Origin of the sequence: Arthrobacter bussei (assembly GCF_009377195.2) — a bacterium.
GTDB classification, from domain to species: domain Bacteria; phylum Actinomycetota; class Actinomycetes; order Actinomycetales; family Micrococcaceae; genus Arthrobacter_D; species Arthrobacter_D bussei.
The window spans coordinates 19,356-32,580 of sequence record NZ_VJXX01000002.1; the positions used below are offsets into that span (position 1 = coordinate 19,356).

At 62.4% G+C, this 13,225-nt stretch carries 13 protein-coding genes; 9 read left to right on the top strand and 4 right to left on the bottom strand.

The genetic code is table 11. The features are described from left to right. Window positions 1-74: 74 nt before the first annotated feature. The 3 genes from FNH21_RS08340 to FNH21_RS08350 all read left to right on the top strand — a co-directional run bounded on the left by FNH21_RS08340 (window position 75) and on the right by FNH21_RS08350 (window position 3,123). On the top strand, window positions 75-641 hold the full coding sequence (locus FNH21_RS08340) for a hypothetical protein (RefSeq protein WP_152814286.1): 567 nt from the start codon (window positions 75-77) through the stop codon (window positions 639-641). Window positions 642-902: 261 nt separating this feature from the next. Beyond that, entirely contained in the window at window positions 903-1,580 is a 678-nt protein-coding gene (locus FNH21_RS08345) for an ABC transporter ATP-binding protein (protein WP_191931860.1), read from the top strand. A gap of 46 nt (window positions 1,581-1,626) precedes the next feature. Then, window positions 1,627-3,123 carry a DUF6297 family protein gene (locus FNH21_RS08350; protein ID WP_191931767.1) on the top strand — a complete coding sequence of 499 codons (1,497 nt, stop codon included), beginning with the start codon at window positions 1,627-1,629 and terminating at the stop codon, window positions 3,121-3,123. Between the two features lie 1,162 nt (window positions 3,124-4,285). Here FNH21_RS08350 and FNH21_RS08355 read toward each other — a convergent pair. Further along, a complete protein-coding gene (locus tag FNH21_RS08355) occupies window positions 4,286-5,191 on the bottom strand; it encodes a helix-turn-helix domain-containing protein (RefSeq protein ID WP_152814290.1) in 906 nt (301 codons plus the stop codon). Between the two features lie 151 nt (window positions 5,192-5,342). Here FNH21_RS08355 and FNH21_RS08360 point away from each other — a divergent pair, with 151 nt between their 5' ends. Then, window positions 5,343-5,669 carry a hypothetical protein gene (locus FNH21_RS08360; RefSeq protein WP_152814292.1) on the top strand — a complete coding sequence of 109 codons (327 nt, stop codon included), beginning with the start codon at window positions 5,343-5,345 and terminating at the stop codon, window positions 5,667-5,669. Between the two features lie 386 nt (window positions 5,670-6,055). On the opposite strand, the gene FNH21_RS08365 is transcribed toward FNH21_RS08360, so the two are convergent. Then, window positions 6,056-6,322, bottom strand: coding sequence for a hypothetical protein (locus FNH21_RS08365; protein ID WP_152814294.1), 267 nt, complete (start codon window positions 6,320-6,322; stop codon window positions 6,056-6,058). Window positions 6,323-6,902: 580 nt separating this feature from the next. Here FNH21_RS08365 and FNH21_RS08370 point away from each other — a divergent pair. Next, entirely contained in the window at window positions 6,903-7,376 is a 474-nt protein-coding gene (locus FNH21_RS08370; RefSeq protein WP_152814295.1) for a GreA/GreB family elongation factor, read from the top strand. 67 nt (window positions 7,377-7,443) lie between these two features. Next, window positions 7,444-7,872 (top strand): DUF488 family protein, encoded by a 429-nt coding sequence (locus FNH21_RS17505; protein ID WP_191931768.1) that lies wholly within the window; start codon window positions 7,444-7,446, stop codon window positions 7,870-7,872. A gap of 324 nt (window positions 7,873-8,196) precedes the next feature. Here the strand turns inward: FNH21_RS17505 and FNH21_RS08380 are convergent, their stop codons facing one another. Further along, on the bottom strand, window positions 8,197-8,982 hold the full coding sequence (locus FNH21_RS08380) for an ANTAR domain-containing protein (protein WP_191931769.1): 786 nt from the start codon (window positions 8,980-8,982) through the stop codon (window positions 8,197-8,199). A gap of 610 nt (window positions 8,983-9,592) precedes the next feature. On the opposite strand from FNH21_RS08380, the gene FNH21_RS08385 reads away from it, so the two are divergent. Beyond that, window positions 9,593-10,033: a hypothetical protein gene (locus FNH21_RS08385; protein WP_152814301.1), complete on the top strand. Its 441-nt coding sequence runs from the start codon at window positions 9,593-9,595 to the stop codon at window positions 10,031-10,033. Beyond that, entirely contained in the window at window positions 10,026-10,319 is a 294-nt protein-coding gene (locus FNH21_RS08390; protein ID WP_191931770.1) for a transcriptional regulator, read from the top strand. Before FNH21_RS08385 ends, FNH21_RS08390 begins: the two co-directional genes overlap by 8 nt. A 1,662-nt stretch (window positions 10,320-11,981) precedes the next feature. On the opposite strand, the gene FNH21_RS08395 is transcribed toward FNH21_RS08390, so the two are convergent. Continuing rightward, window positions 11,982-12,230, bottom strand: a complete 249-nt coding sequence (locus tag FNH21_RS08395) for a hypothetical protein (RefSeq protein WP_152814305.1) — start codon at window positions 12,228-12,230, stop codon at window positions 11,982-11,984. A 294-nt stretch (window positions 12,231-12,524) separates the two neighbouring features. Here FNH21_RS08395 and FNH21_RS08400 point away from each other — a divergent pair, with 294 nt between their 5' ends. Continuing rightward, window positions 12,525-13,001: a nuclear transport factor 2 family protein gene (locus FNH21_RS08400; RefSeq protein ID WP_191931771.1), complete on the top strand. Its 477-nt coding sequence runs from the start codon at window positions 12,525-12,527 to the stop codon at window positions 12,999-13,001. Window positions 13,002-13,225 lie beyond the last annotated feature (224 nt).

Sequence of the window (13,225 nt, forward strand, 5' to 3'; positions counted from 1 at the left end):
ACCCGCCCACGACTTGTTCACCGGGCCCGTGATCGCTTGACACTGACCGCGGCTCTGCCGCGAGAGTAGGACGCATGGGAGATCACCGCGACCAATTCGTAGACCTCGACGCCACCGCCGATACCGCCGAACAGAGGGCGCACGAGGTCAGGACATTCCTGCGGAAGCGTGGCCTTGCCGAGCTGGACGAACGTGCCGGGGACGATCTCTGGCGCGACGCGATCGTCGACCGGCCCGGCCCAGCGTGGCAAGCGCCCTGGCACGAGTACAGCCCCAGCTCACGACGGACTCCGTGGAGAACGATCGCCGTCGTACATACCACTGAGGGGAACGACCAAGGTTTCTTCGCTATGGACGGTACCGGCCCACCGTCGTGCCGCGCATGCGGAGAGAAGTTCGACGAGGACGTGTTCTGGATTTCCTTCAAAGCCTGGTACGAGGGCGGAAGGGAGCCGGTGCTCAGCTGCGCGTCCTGCGGTGAACGTGGCCTGATGGGTGATCAGGACACGACCAGTTCAGCGGTCATCGGTCGGGTCGCGGTCGTGACCGATGGCGCAACTGGGGATGTCATCAGCGAGATGCTGCGAGTATTGCGCGCCGATCTTGGCGGACGGTGGGCATACGTCCACATGCACCTCTGACACACGGACCTGCGAATGAGTGAGTTTGTGAGTCTGAAGAGCGCGACTATCTCGAACATGTCGTAAGGATTTAGCCGGGCTAACTACACGACGAAACTGCTGAAACAGGAACGTACCGGTAGACGATCCTCTAGCGGACTTCTGTAAGAGCGTGCTCCAGAATCCTTTTTGTATGAGCCGACTGGGAGTTTTGTCTGGCGGGAGGGCCCTGAGTGGGGGGGGGGGCTGGTGGTTGCTGTTTAGGGTTGGGGTATGGCTGGTGTGGGGGATGTGCTTGAGGCTGTTGGTTTGGTGGTCGGATATGGGGGCACTCCCGTGTGTGGGGAGGTGAACCTCGGTGTGGCAAGAGGTGAGGTTCTCGCGGTGGTGGGATTCAACGGTGCCGGTAAGTCCACCGTCGTCCGCACACTGGCGGGGCGTCAAGACCCGGTGGCGGGGGATGTGCGGGTTCATGGCCTACCGGTGATGCCCGATGCCGTGATGTTCCGCCGGCAGGTCGCCACGGTGTTCGACGAGGACGTGTTCTTCCCGTCGTTGACCGTACGGGAACATCTGCTCCTGGTTGCTCGGGGTCATTCGGTGGGCGCTCCCGAGGAGGCCGTGGATGCCGAGCTGGACTACTTCGGCATCGCGGACCGTGCCCATGCGGTTCCCGATGCGTTGTCTTCCGGGCAGCGTCGGCGTCTGCTGCTGGCTGCCGGTTTCATCCGTCCGTCATCACTGTTGTTCCTCGATGAGCCCGAGCAGCGTCTGGACCCGGTGATGCGCGACGCGTTGTCCCGACGGATCCGGGAGCGGGCCGATGCCGGCACCACGGTCGTCGTGGTCACCCATGACCCCCGCCTGTTGGTCAGGACGGCGACGTCGTGTCTGGTGATCGACGAGACCGTGACGACGGTGGGCACTGAGCGGGGAGCGCAGATCATTGCAGGCGCCTGACTCTCCGGCAGCACCTCCAGGACCGGCAACGCCCGATGCTGATTCGGTGCTCCTTCCACGGGATGTCGTCCGTTCGACCCGGCGTGCAGCCCGGCAGTACAACAAAGCTCGATCATCGACTCGCGATCTGTTCGTCGATGTGTACTCGAACGCGCTGGCAGCTGTCTGCGTGATGATGATGGTCGGGTCCCTCGTCGTGGCGCTGCGCGAGGAAATCACGGCGAGGAACATCGGCGACTCCACGCTGGTGGCCGAGCAGTCACAGGTGGTGCCCGCTGGGATCTTGTGCATGGTGGTGGCGTATCTGGCCTTGGTCGGAGTCGTGGTGCTGGCCCGCAAGCTGGGACCTGTCACCGTCGGTCAGGCCGAGGCTGCGTGGTGGCTGCCGCTACCGATCGATCGCCGGCCCATGGTCCTTCCGTCGTTCCTCACGCGACTGGTCGCCGTCGGGTCGATCTCTTCGATCACCTACGTGCCGTTCAGTGTCCTGACCACGTTCGACCGTTCACCCTCGGCGCACGGAATCGCAGCAGTGACCTTCGGAGGCGGTGGCGTCGTCGCTGTTACCGGCGCAGCAGTGCTGCAACTGGCACCAGCGACCACCGGACGGCGGGCAGGGATATTCCTCGCTCTCCTCCCGATAGCCGCCCTACCGTTCATCACCTCCACCGTGTTGCCCCTTGTCCTGGTTGCTAGCCTCGCCGCGGCACTCCTCGCCTACTTGGTACCCCGCGTCGGCGACGTGCACGGCACCGAGTTGCAGCGTGGCGGTGCGGTGTCAGGCCATGCAGCGGCATCGATCTTCTTCGTCGACCTCAACGAGCTTCGCCGCTCGCTGATGGTTGCGCCCTCCGCACACGTCAGCTTCCGCGGCTCGCGCTACTACGGACGGCATACCCGCGGGCCACTGGCCGCCCTGGTCCGCGCGGACGTCGTGGCTTTCCTGCGCGTGCAACCACCGCCTACCGCTGCGCTGGTATGGCTGGGGCTCAGCGTCGGCGTCACCGTCATGACGCCGACCCTCCCTGTGGTCCTTCAACTGACCGTGATTCTCATCGCCGGGTGTCTGGTGACAGCAGGAACAGGGACCGTCGCGCGGCAGACAGCAGTCACCGCCGAACTCGACACGCTCCTGCCAATCAGCCCGGCCCTGGTGCGGTGCAGCCGGACGCTCATGCCCGCACTCGCGATGGCAACGTGGACGGGCGCCCTGACCGGGGCACTGGTGGTACTCGGTGCCGGCACTCCCGTTTTCGTACTTCTGGGTGTCCTCGCGGGTGCCGGCATGGGAGCCGGAGCCACCCGGGCAGCAACACGCCCCCCGACGGACTGGACCACACCACCGGTAGAGACCCCCTTCGGCCCCGTCCCAAGGAATCAGATGTCCTCCCTCCTGCGCGGAACGGACATGACCGTCCTCGCCATGACCCCACTCCTCCTCGCCCTCTACCTAGGCACAGTGCACCCTTGGCTGATCATCGCCCAACTCATCGCCAGCACCACCGCCATCACCGTCCAGGCCTCGAACCCCGGCCCCCGCTGAAGGACCCTGCTGCGGGCACCTCGAGTGCATCTCCCGGTCTGATAGCTCTACTGGTAGAAGGGCAGCTTCTCGTTCGCTTCGACCCGGACCACGTCGAGACGCGATTGAGTCAGGAGCGCATCGATTGCCGCAGGGTCAGCTCCAATACCAGCCCAGTGGGGGGCAGCGTCCGAGGTGACGCACCAGGCCCGGTCTGAGGGCCAAATGAAGGCGGGGCTCGGCATGGGGTAACCAGTTTCGGCTGACCACGAGTCTCCGACCGCACCAAAGACCAAGTCCGGGAGCGACACCCTGCAGAGGTAGTACTCACGATTTGGGGTCACCACACGGGGTGTGCGCAGCACGGAGGCAGGAAACTGATCCTCGCCCCATCCATCCCACATCAGCAGATACCCCTCGTTAGGACAGCCGGCGTGCTGCAGCAACACGTCCACCGCGATGCGAAGTTGCTCGGACTCCGAGGGTGCGTCATCTGGCAGGCCGCTGCTCCGGCATGCACCCTCGTGTTCGGGTTGACCCTCATAGGCCGGATCTGGAATAAACCGCAGTCTCGCATACGCGGGAAAACCAGTCGGGCCTAACGTCACGAGATCCCACCAGTGTTCATTACTCGCCACGATCCACTGGGCGGCCGCAAGGTCCCTGCACGGAGAGAACAACATTCCTTCATACTCCTACTCGACAACCACGACGAGTAGGAGGACATCCGTCCCGCAGCAGGATCGCCCTGCGAACCGGTGAGTTAGGCGCCGGCAGCTCTGGTGTCTCTCTCGTGGGCACATGACCGAAGCGATCTACGTGCAAGATATGAAGCGACTCCTCGAGCCCATTTTCGAGTCGATGCTCTGTCCTACAGAACTGCGGTCGTTGATGTTTTGGCTGGAGCGGGTCGCTGACGGGGCGAGGAATCTCCTTCCGATACCCCTATTAAGACGAACGACGCCTGGGTCAGGTGGAAGATACTGGGCGAGGAGGGCGGATCGGGCAGTCTCCGTTCCGACGATGGCGTTGACGCCCTCGTGCGTCTCGTGCAGAGAGAGCTTCAGGATTTTATCGCCGAGAGCAGTTTCGGGTGGGGAGAGCTTCCTCCCCTCCACTACCTGCCCTAGCCGGTCACTTTGTGCCGCAAGCTGACCCCCATGGGGACATCTGTAGTCCCTATTCAAGACGTCGGCTCCGGCGCCTCGGGTGCTCCGAGTTGCACTGCCAGCTCCATGCAGCGCAGGCGGGCCGGGGAGAAGTCGTAGGGCATGCTCTGGATGACCTTCGCCGCGCTTCTGGCGCGGTAGGCCTCTGCCGGCTTGGGGCCGGGCGCTGCGTCGGCGTCCTCGGGCGGGTGCAGCTCTTCCCAAGCGTCAAAGAGAGCGTCCTCCTCCTCCAGCTGGCCGGACTCCTCGATGACGCGTATCAGCGCGGTTTCGAAAGCGTGCCGTTCGGCCGCTACCTGCGCCACGCGGGGGTCGTCGACGGGGACAGTGTCGTCCAGGGCTTCCTCGGCCGCGTCGATCCGGTCGGATTCCGCCCGCAGTGCCGGATCGGCGGCCAGAGCGAGGAAGCGGCCGGCCTGGACGGCGGCGCCGAGCGGGCCGAAGATCCGTTCGGTGACCAGCAGGACGTCCAGGTCGTCCTGGCGTAGCGATCCCTCGGGTGCGCCCTCGAGGCGGCCGGAAACGATACCGTCGAGCAAGCCCAACCGACTGCCGAGGTTCTGCATGCGTTGCACGGAGGCGCGCTTTCGCTGCAACTCGGCCTCCTGGGCGGCGAGGGTGTCCTCCAGTCGAGCGAGGACGCTTGCCATCTCGTCCTCGCCGTCGCCACTGCCTAGTGCGGCGCCGTCGAAGGCGTTGCGGATGTCGTCGAGCGCTATCCCGGCGTCGGCCACGCGTCGGATCCAAAGCAGCCGGATGATTTCCTCGTAGCCGTATCGGCGGCGGCCGTCGCCGCCCCGCTCCCGCTCGGGAAGCAATCCGACCTGGTGATAGTGGCGGATCGCCCGGGGAGTGATGCCGACGAACGCAGCAGCGTCACCGATCAGGACCTGTCGGGGTGGGGCCGGGAACGGGTGCATGGGGAACCTTTCGGAGCGGAACGGGACGTGCTTCGAGCAGACCACATGACGCTGCGGCAGGTGCAAACCCGATCCCACGCGGCGGACGCTCGTGGACCGTCCCACAGGGGATGGATCAGCGAAGGCGGTGTAGGCCCTTTACGATCGGAGGATGATTCCTGAATCGTGGGCGGCGTACTACCGGCAGGACGACGGGGAGCTACTTGGGTACCTCGTTCCTGACGGCGATTTGTTCCTGCCAGTGACCGTCTTCGGGTACGAACTCGGGGAGCCTGTCGATGAATACGATGCGTCCTACGTCCTGGAGAGCATTGGCCTGAGCTATCTGGCCGACACGTGGGCGTTGTCCATCGCGGACCGTCGTGAGCCGATCAGCGTGCAGATCGTCGAGGCGAGCCCTGAGGCCTTGAAGGTGAAGAGCGTGGACTACGGGTGGGGGCAGGACTACGGCACGATTATCGTGTCACAGGTCACATAGTTAAGAGAGCGCTCTCTTGGGGTCTGTCCGGATCTTGCCGGTGTCGCCGCCGTGTTGTGATCGGGGATCGCCAGCGCAAGATCAGAGCGGCCCGTAGTTCCTCGAGTTTGGCCGTGGCGGAGCCAGAAGCGTTGAGCTCATCCTGCGCCTGACCGATGAACCAAGTACCTTCATCCTGCTTGTCACCGACCCCCTCATCCATCTAGGTCGTATGCACGCTAGGCCGTATGCACGGGGTAGCGACCCTCGCCGGCGGGTGCCTCGTTAAACTTGATGCCGGCTGCCTCGAAGTGTCGTGACGTGGTTGTCAGGGAGCTCACTGCAGCGCAGGGGTGGTTTACAGGGAAATGACCGTAAGCACGTGGAGGTGTGCGTCGTCCTGGTGTTCAACGCTCGGGATTTTCTGTGCGGATCCGAGCGTCGTGTAGCTCCAGATACAGGCCAACGGAGCCGAGCATCCCCGTGAGAATGACGATCGCAATCCCGTGATTGACTGGGAAATATTCCTCGCTGAAAACGAAACCCAGTCGAGTGAAGACGGAAAGCATCCATGCCGTGAAGAGAATCAGCAAGATAAGTGCTCCGGTAAACGCCCTGTTTTCTTCACCACGGTCTGTCGGACGTCTTCTTCGCGTCAGGCGTGAAGCAGGCATGAGTCTTACCATCGCTTGCTGAGGAATGCTTGTACGGGCGCTTCACCACTTGTACAGACACAGAGCTATAAATGTGCACCGAGAAGCGGGTGCCGGCACAGGGATTTTGTGCCAGCACCCGACTCCTCGATCATCACCGGTTTCCTGGTAAGTCACGCACGACGACGGCAAAGATCGTTGCGCGGACAGGGATCCAGGGCTGTCTACATCACCGGACGAGTGGTCCGTTGATGCTACCGCTGGTTCTTACGGGGCTTCGCGAACAGCGTGTCGCTGGCGCTTGCTTTCATCTTTTTATCAGCCCGTTTTTCCAGGATCGACTTCCCTGGTTTCTTAGCGCCCACACTTCTGGGAGATTTTCCGGACACCGAGATCACCACCTTTCCGCCTCGGTACTCAACACCATACGCGCTTCTATTTTTTAAGCCAGTCCGACAGATTCGGTTGGTGCGCGCGGCGTACCGGCGGGCGGAATTGCTAAAAAGAAGTTAGGGGCTAGGATTGTGACTTATACCTTTTAGCCGTTTGTTCCGATCGTTCCCGTTCGTGGGGGCGGTCTTCTGTGTTTGAGGAGTGGAAAATGCTGTACCCCGTTGAGAACGTCACCTGGCTCACCCCGGATGCCCACGCACGCCTGCAGCAGGAACTCAATAGGCTCCTCGACACCCGGGGAACCCAGCAGGAGGTCGTGGAGCGGGAGGCCACCGAAAGTCGGATCCGGCAACTCCTGGCAACCCTCAAGAACGTGCGCCTCCACGAGCCGGCCGATGATGGCGTCGTTGAGCCCGGCATGATCGTCGAGGCGTGCATCGACGGACACCCGGAGACGTTCCTGATGGGAAGCAGGGAAATCTTCGCGAATGAGGACCTGCAGGTTTTCAGTGAGCGCAGCCCCCTCGGCGTCGCGATCCACGGTCTGAAAACAGGGGAAGCATCGTCCTACCGTGCACCAACCGGCCGGGACATCACGGTGTCCATCATCTCGGCCAAGCCCTACCCAGGAACAGGCCAGTTACCCACCATCAGGACCGAGACGACTCGCGCAGCAGGTTGATGAGCAGGACGGCGGCACGATGGAGGGCTCACACGGAATCATCGGTCTAGGTCACGGGCGCCGGAGCATGGATAGCTTCACCCAGCTCCTGCGCTCTCTCGACGCCTCAGTTCTCATCGACGTCCGAACCTACCCAGATTTGCCCGCGCGCCCCGACTTCGCGCCCTCGGTTCTCGGACCCGCTCTCATCCGTCAGGGCATCCGTTATCGCCGGATCGAGGTCCTCAGCGGAGCAAGGGAGCATGAATGCCTCACCGTCGAACACCTCCTGCAAGGAACCAGTGATCGAGGCTTTGAACGGCATATGCAATCCAAGCCTTTCCAGGCAGGTCTTGCCGCAGTCATCCGCGAAGCCGGACATGGGCGGGTGGCTCTGATGTGCGCCGAACGTCGATGCCGATGCCATCGCCGTCTGATCGAACAAGCACTAACTGCCCACGGAATCCCCGTAACAGGACCACACGACGTCGAGCCCTTCCACTCAACGGCAGCATGACACCCGACGCCACGTCAGGCGTCGTGAGGCAGGCGTCAGCTCTGTGGCTTAAAACGAGCGTCCAGAGCGGTGGCGCTAAGCGTTGTCCTCATGCCGGCACCCCAGGGAAAACCTTGCTAGCAGCATGACGCCGGCTTCTTCGAATCCCAGCGGCTGCCGTGCATGATGCAACCTGGCGCTGGCGGCTCAACGGACATCGCAGATTATGGTGCTTTCGCGTCCGTCTTCATCTTCCCGGATTAACGTCCCTTCACCGGTTCAACGCTGCTGAACGGGAGGTGATGGTTGGGTGAGCGTGCTGGGTTCGCCTTGTGTCGGGGTGGGTTAGAAGGTGTCGAGGATGGCGCGGGCAGCGAAGAGGGCGTGCGTGTCGGCTTCGTTGATGTGTGAGGTGCTGTTGACGATTGTTCGGGCTACTTCGTTGACTTTGCGGTTGGTGTTCTGACTGCGTCTGCTGAGGAGACGGAAGGCGTCTTCGGCACTGATGCCGGTCTGGCCCATGATGATGCCTTTGGCTTGTTCGATGATGCTGCGTGCCCGGGCTGATGCTGCGACTGCTTCGTGGGCGAGGCGATGTGAGTCGTCACGAATAGAGGCGGTCAAGTCGACCAGGAGACCTGAGATCGCGGTGACGTCGCCGTGCTCGCTGATGGTATTACCGGTGACGAGTACCTGGTGGAAGCGGCCTGCTGCGTCTTCTAGGGTGAGGTAGGTGGAAAGTGGCCCTCCGAGAGCGACCACGTCTTCCCAGAATGCTTGCCCTTGCTCGCGTTGGTGCGGTAGGACGTGGCTGCGCCCGAGCTCGTAGGTCGGGACGATCTCGCCGCGGTGATAGCCGTGGATCGTGTAGGTCTCATCAGACCACTGCAGTTCGCCGGTGGCCAGCTGATAGGTAAAGGTCCCGGTCGGACACACCGAGCCAACGTCAGCCGGCCGATCTGTTTGGGATGGTTCCGCGGACTCGGCCGTCAGGTGTGCTGTCCGCGTGACGGCCGGATCCGTCATCCGCGCTTCCGCGCGATCTTCATTGCCTATGTGGCCAGTCGACGGAGTGTAGGGGCCTAAGGGCTGGCTTGGATCGAGTTCATCGGGACGGTCCATCATGTGCATTCGTTCACTTCGTTCGTCGGCGCTAGCCTCATAGCGCCGTGTGGCCCTGACCATAGCAATCACCACCACTAACGGTCACCCCCTCTCTTGAACCCACACTGACGCGCCCGCACACCGTCTCGGGTCCATCTCTGATTGGTTTCTGCGCCGCACGGGAGGAAAACTGGCCCTGGGAGTCACCCACAGGTGGACGACTTTGAGCCCTACCCTTCTGACTCCACTCGCCCACAGGTGAATGACCTGCCCATCACCCGAGACGTAGGGAGGGTCCCTGCCGGTGCCCGTAAGGGTGGCTCGCTGCCTGATCGGACTCGTAGTTCCGATCCTGGTCACCGGACACGCCATCCTCGACCGGCCAGACAGGTAATAGAAGAGGGCCCTCCCGCGTGAGCGGGGAGGGCCCTTTCCAAGCGCTCGTCCGACTAGGGATGTCGACAAGAACACGAACCAGCGTACGTGGGGGTCCGGCATGCATGCTCGAGCGACGCGCGCCCTGCGCTGACTACTCGGCTGACCCTCGCTCAGAGGTGTGATGGATTGAGCAGTCGGCCCCACAATTTTCGGATCCTTACTGTTGCCTCTATGGAAACACACTGATACTGTTTCTTGTATGGAAACAGGCGGGAGTGTGCCACCGGATCGCCATGAAGCGCGTGCGATGCTACACGCGGCGAAGGAGGCCGAGGAGCAAACGCGTAACCCACCGTTGCCGTGGCGGTTCTTCATCGCTCAGGCGGTCCTGGTGACGGTGATTTGCTGGGCGCAGATCCTTCCCATCAATCCGGCCCGGGTCGTGACGGCTGTCGGTTTCATAGCGATCGCAGGGGTTGGCATGCGCTGGGTGTTTACCAGGCCTGGGTACGGCATCGTGTGGCCGGACGGTCCGGCGGCCTTTCCGTTCATGATGGCGCTGCTCGTCTCAGTCGGCGTTCCGGCAGTGTTGGCCATCGGCTTCGGTGCGTCGTGGCTCTGGTTCATCGCCGGGATAAGTGGCGGTGCGACGACGCTCGAGATGGGTCGCCGCTACCGTAGGGCGACCGCTCGTGTCTGATCCGCTATTCGACCCCCTGATCCATGCACGTCACCGGCTGCAGATCTGCGCGATCACCAGTACGGCGACGCATGTGGAGTTCGGGGAACTGCAAGACAGGCTCGGACTCTCAAAGTCCGCGCTGAGCAAGCACATCTCCCAACTGACCGAGCAGGGCTACCTCCACCAGGAGCAGATAACCCGCGCAGGACGCTCACGCCTGCGACTCACGCTCACGGATCGGGGACGCCGCGCCTACGAAGGACACACCGCAGCACTAAGAGAAATCATCGAAAGCACTCGGTGAAGAGCATTTTTTGGTACGAGCGGTCTGCGACGCCTCTCTTAGGGCCGCTGGTAAGGGGTAAGAGGTCAGAGATGCGTGGCCGGAGCGGCCGCCCCCGTCGGCTGGCTATTTCGGCCCGCCAGCTCGCCCGCTGATTGCGGCCGCTTACTAGTGCCGACCTAATCCGTTGACCAGTTGCTCGGCTGTTGACTCGTCGGCGCGTTGCAGCTTTGCACCCCATCACTTGCTTTGGCGGGAGCCCTTGCCGTGCTTACCGGCGATGAGGGCGAGCCACGCGGTGGAGTGGTTCGGCTGTTTGTGACACTGCTCGATTCGGATGCATTTGATGTCACCATAAACGGGACAGCCGACAACGCACGTCTTTGCCGCGGTACCGGCAGAAGGTCGTCCTACCGATCCATGAGCGCACGAACAGTAGATGCTCGATCGGGCGGCCTTGTGCCGCTGTGTCTTGAGTACCAGCCCACACCATCGGACCCACCGGCATACCGGAAGCCACATTCCCTGCTGCGTTAGGGTGACTCATGATCGCGACGGAGTATCTACGGGACGAATTATTCACCGGTGCGTGGTTCGGATTGATGACGATGGTGTGGTTCGGGTGGGCCCAAGAAGCTCCACCGAAGCGGTGGGCCCTCTGGTTAGGAGTTGGGTCCATCCTTGGGGTCTTGATCTCCGTAGGGCTCGGCATCATGGTGTGGCGTACCTGGGAATCCCCGAGCGCACTGGAGGGCCGTTACCACTGGTTTGGGGTTCTGGTGGTGGGGGAGGTAGTGGCTGCTGGTCTCGGAGCTCGATACTTGCTGAGGCTTCACCAGGGCCGATGGGTCGCTTGGTGGGTTGCGATGGTCGTGGCCCTGCATTTCCTACCATTGGCCGCTCTTTTACAGGCACCCATGCTCTCCGTTCTCGGAGTAGTTCAAATGATCGGACTCCTTGTACTCCTTCCCGTATCGCGTCGACAAAAAGGGCCAACCAGCGCCCTCGTCGGAGTTTGGATGGGGTGCACACTGCTCACGTCTGGCTTAGCCATCGGTGTGCCAGCATTCTCAACGGTGATGGCCTAGGTACAGAACTGACGGTGGGCTGACCCGGTCGGGCGGTCTTCACTGAATGTCGAGGCAGTCGTTGATGATCCACCAGACACCGTCGAGGGTGTACCCGCGGTCGTGGTCCTGGCTGAGCGTGTGCGCTCGGACTGCTCGCATGGCAATACCTGCGTGCGCCCAGTCATCGACCGTGGCATTCCGATCGTCAACGTACCGGTTCCACAGGTCATCGTGCTGCTCCTTTGGTAGGCGCACCATCGCACCGTAGGGTCCCCGGAAATCATCGACCGGGCCCTCGAACCGGACGGTCGCGAAACCCAGCCGGGCTTCAGCCGAGAGCAACCTCAAACCGCTCAGACTCGGACAACGCGCAAACGCCCGCTCGATAGCCTGCACATACTCCTCAGACCGCAGTGATGTACTGCGTCCTCTCACATCCCCCATGACAACAAGTTTCCCACCCTTGCGCGCAGGCACCCCGGATGCAGGAGTGCCTGCGCGAAGGTCCAAGGTCGGTGTCCTTCACCCCTGAGGGCACTCCCTTCGCTGCCACTGCTGCATGGTCGCCTGGTCGGGGCTTGTGCTGAGCGCACGTGGTCAGGAGGCTGGCCGATCAGGGTTTGCTGTAGGGGGCGCGGGGGCTGCGGCAGATATCGTCGTACATCTCGTTGACCGATTGCGAGAGCATGTCGCGGTCGACGGCTGGCAGGTGAGTGAGTCCGTGGAGGTAGGCGTTGACCTCGAACTCGTCCATGCTGCCGCCCATGCTCAGGTAGTACAGCCACAGCTCACCAACAGTGAACCCCGCACGTTGTAGGGCGTCGAAGGTTGCACTGTGCTGGTTTTCGTCAGCGGTACTCACGGTGCCCTCCAGTGGCGGTCACCCGTTTCCGCCATCGTCCCCTTCTGTCCTCTTAGCCTAGGAAGCCAGCCGGCGACCTGCCCGTCGGCTTGGTGCTTGAATACCGGTTGAGGTGAAGAGCTGGCGGGTGCTACAGCCGCGCAGCAGCAATGCCGCCGGCTTCGTGGCGCGGATACATGGTGAAGGTGACTGGATGGTGGAACCGTCGGCGTCGCTGGTAAGTAGATGGCTGATTCACGGGTGGAGCGGCTTACGGGCGGACTTCGGCGGTGGATTCCTGGCTACGATCTGACGATGACGAGCTTCCTGGAGCAACCCGCCTGGCACACCACACAGATACCGCCAGTGCCGGCACAGGCGTCGGTGACGAGGGCCGCGGCGCAGAAGTGGCTTGATGGGTATGTGAGCGCGTGGAAGAGCTATGACGAACGAGCGATCGCCGACCTATGGTCGGAAGCTGCCGTGTGGCATTACCCCTTCCAGACGCGAGCATCAGGACGCTTGGAGATCGTTGCTGAGTGGATGAGTGAGCGAGACGCCTTCATCGGTGAGTCCTTTGACGCCAAGTACTATCCGGTCGTCGTGGAGGGCGACCGAGTCGTCGCTCATGGCCGGACGGTCTTCTACAAACCAGGTACTGATCGAGTGGTCACGGCATACGACAACATCTGGTTCCTGCGCTTTGATGACTCAGGCCGGTGCTCCGAGTTCCATGAATGGTACGCCGGGCGCCCAGAGGACGAACCAGACCGAGCAGCCCCCAATCGCTGAACCAGCTACGAGAAAACGCACCGGTCATCCATCAGGACCACCCTTAGGAGTATCGTCCTACGACCAGGAGTATCGTCCTACGACGCGTTCGGACAGTGAGCTTACGTCCAGGCGCACTTAACGTCTTTCACTGTTGGTTCGGCGAGCAGCGAGCAGCGAACGGCCGCTGAATGTCAGTCGGATCGTCTCGGCATCTGTTTGACCCGCACCGATATCAAGGAGAC

Excerpts from the sequence above, each read along its gene's own strand:
- FNH21_RS08340 (WP_152814286.1), top strand. The coding sequence starts at position 75 with ATGGGAGATCACCGCGACCAATTCGTAGACCTCGACGCCACCGCCGAT.
- FNH21_RS08355 (WP_152814290.1), bottom strand. The coding sequence starts at position 5,191 with ATGCACCCGTTCCCGGCCCCACCCCGACAGGTCCTGATCGGTGACGCT.
- FNH21_RS08360 (WP_152814292.1), top strand. The coding sequence starts at position 5,343 with ATGATTCCTGAATCGTGGGCGGCGTACTACCGGCAGGACGACGGGGAG.
- FNH21_RS08365 (WP_152814294.1), bottom strand. The coding sequence starts at position 6,322 with ATGCCTGCTTCACGCCTGACGCGAAGAAGACGTCCGACAGACCGTGGT.
- FNH21_RS08370 (WP_152814295.1), top strand. The coding sequence starts at position 6,903 with ATGCTGTACCCCGTTGAGAACGTCACCTGGCTCACCCCGGATGCCCAC.
- FNH21_RS17505 (WP_191931768.1), top strand. The coding sequence starts at position 7,444 with ATGGATAGCTTCACCCAGCTCCTGCGCTCTCTCGACGCCTCAGTTCTC.
- FNH21_RS08380 (WP_191931769.1), bottom strand. The coding sequence starts at position 8,982 with ATGCACATGATGGACCGTCCCGATGAACTCGATCCAAGCCAGCCCTTA.
- FNH21_RS08385 (WP_152814301.1), top strand. The coding sequence starts at position 9,593 with ATGGAAACAGGCGGGAGTGTGCCACCGGATCGCCATGAAGCGCGTGCG.
- FNH21_RS08400 (WP_191931771.1), top strand. The coding sequence starts at position 12,525 with ATGACGAGCTTCCTGGAGCAACCCGCCTGGCACACCACACAGATACCG.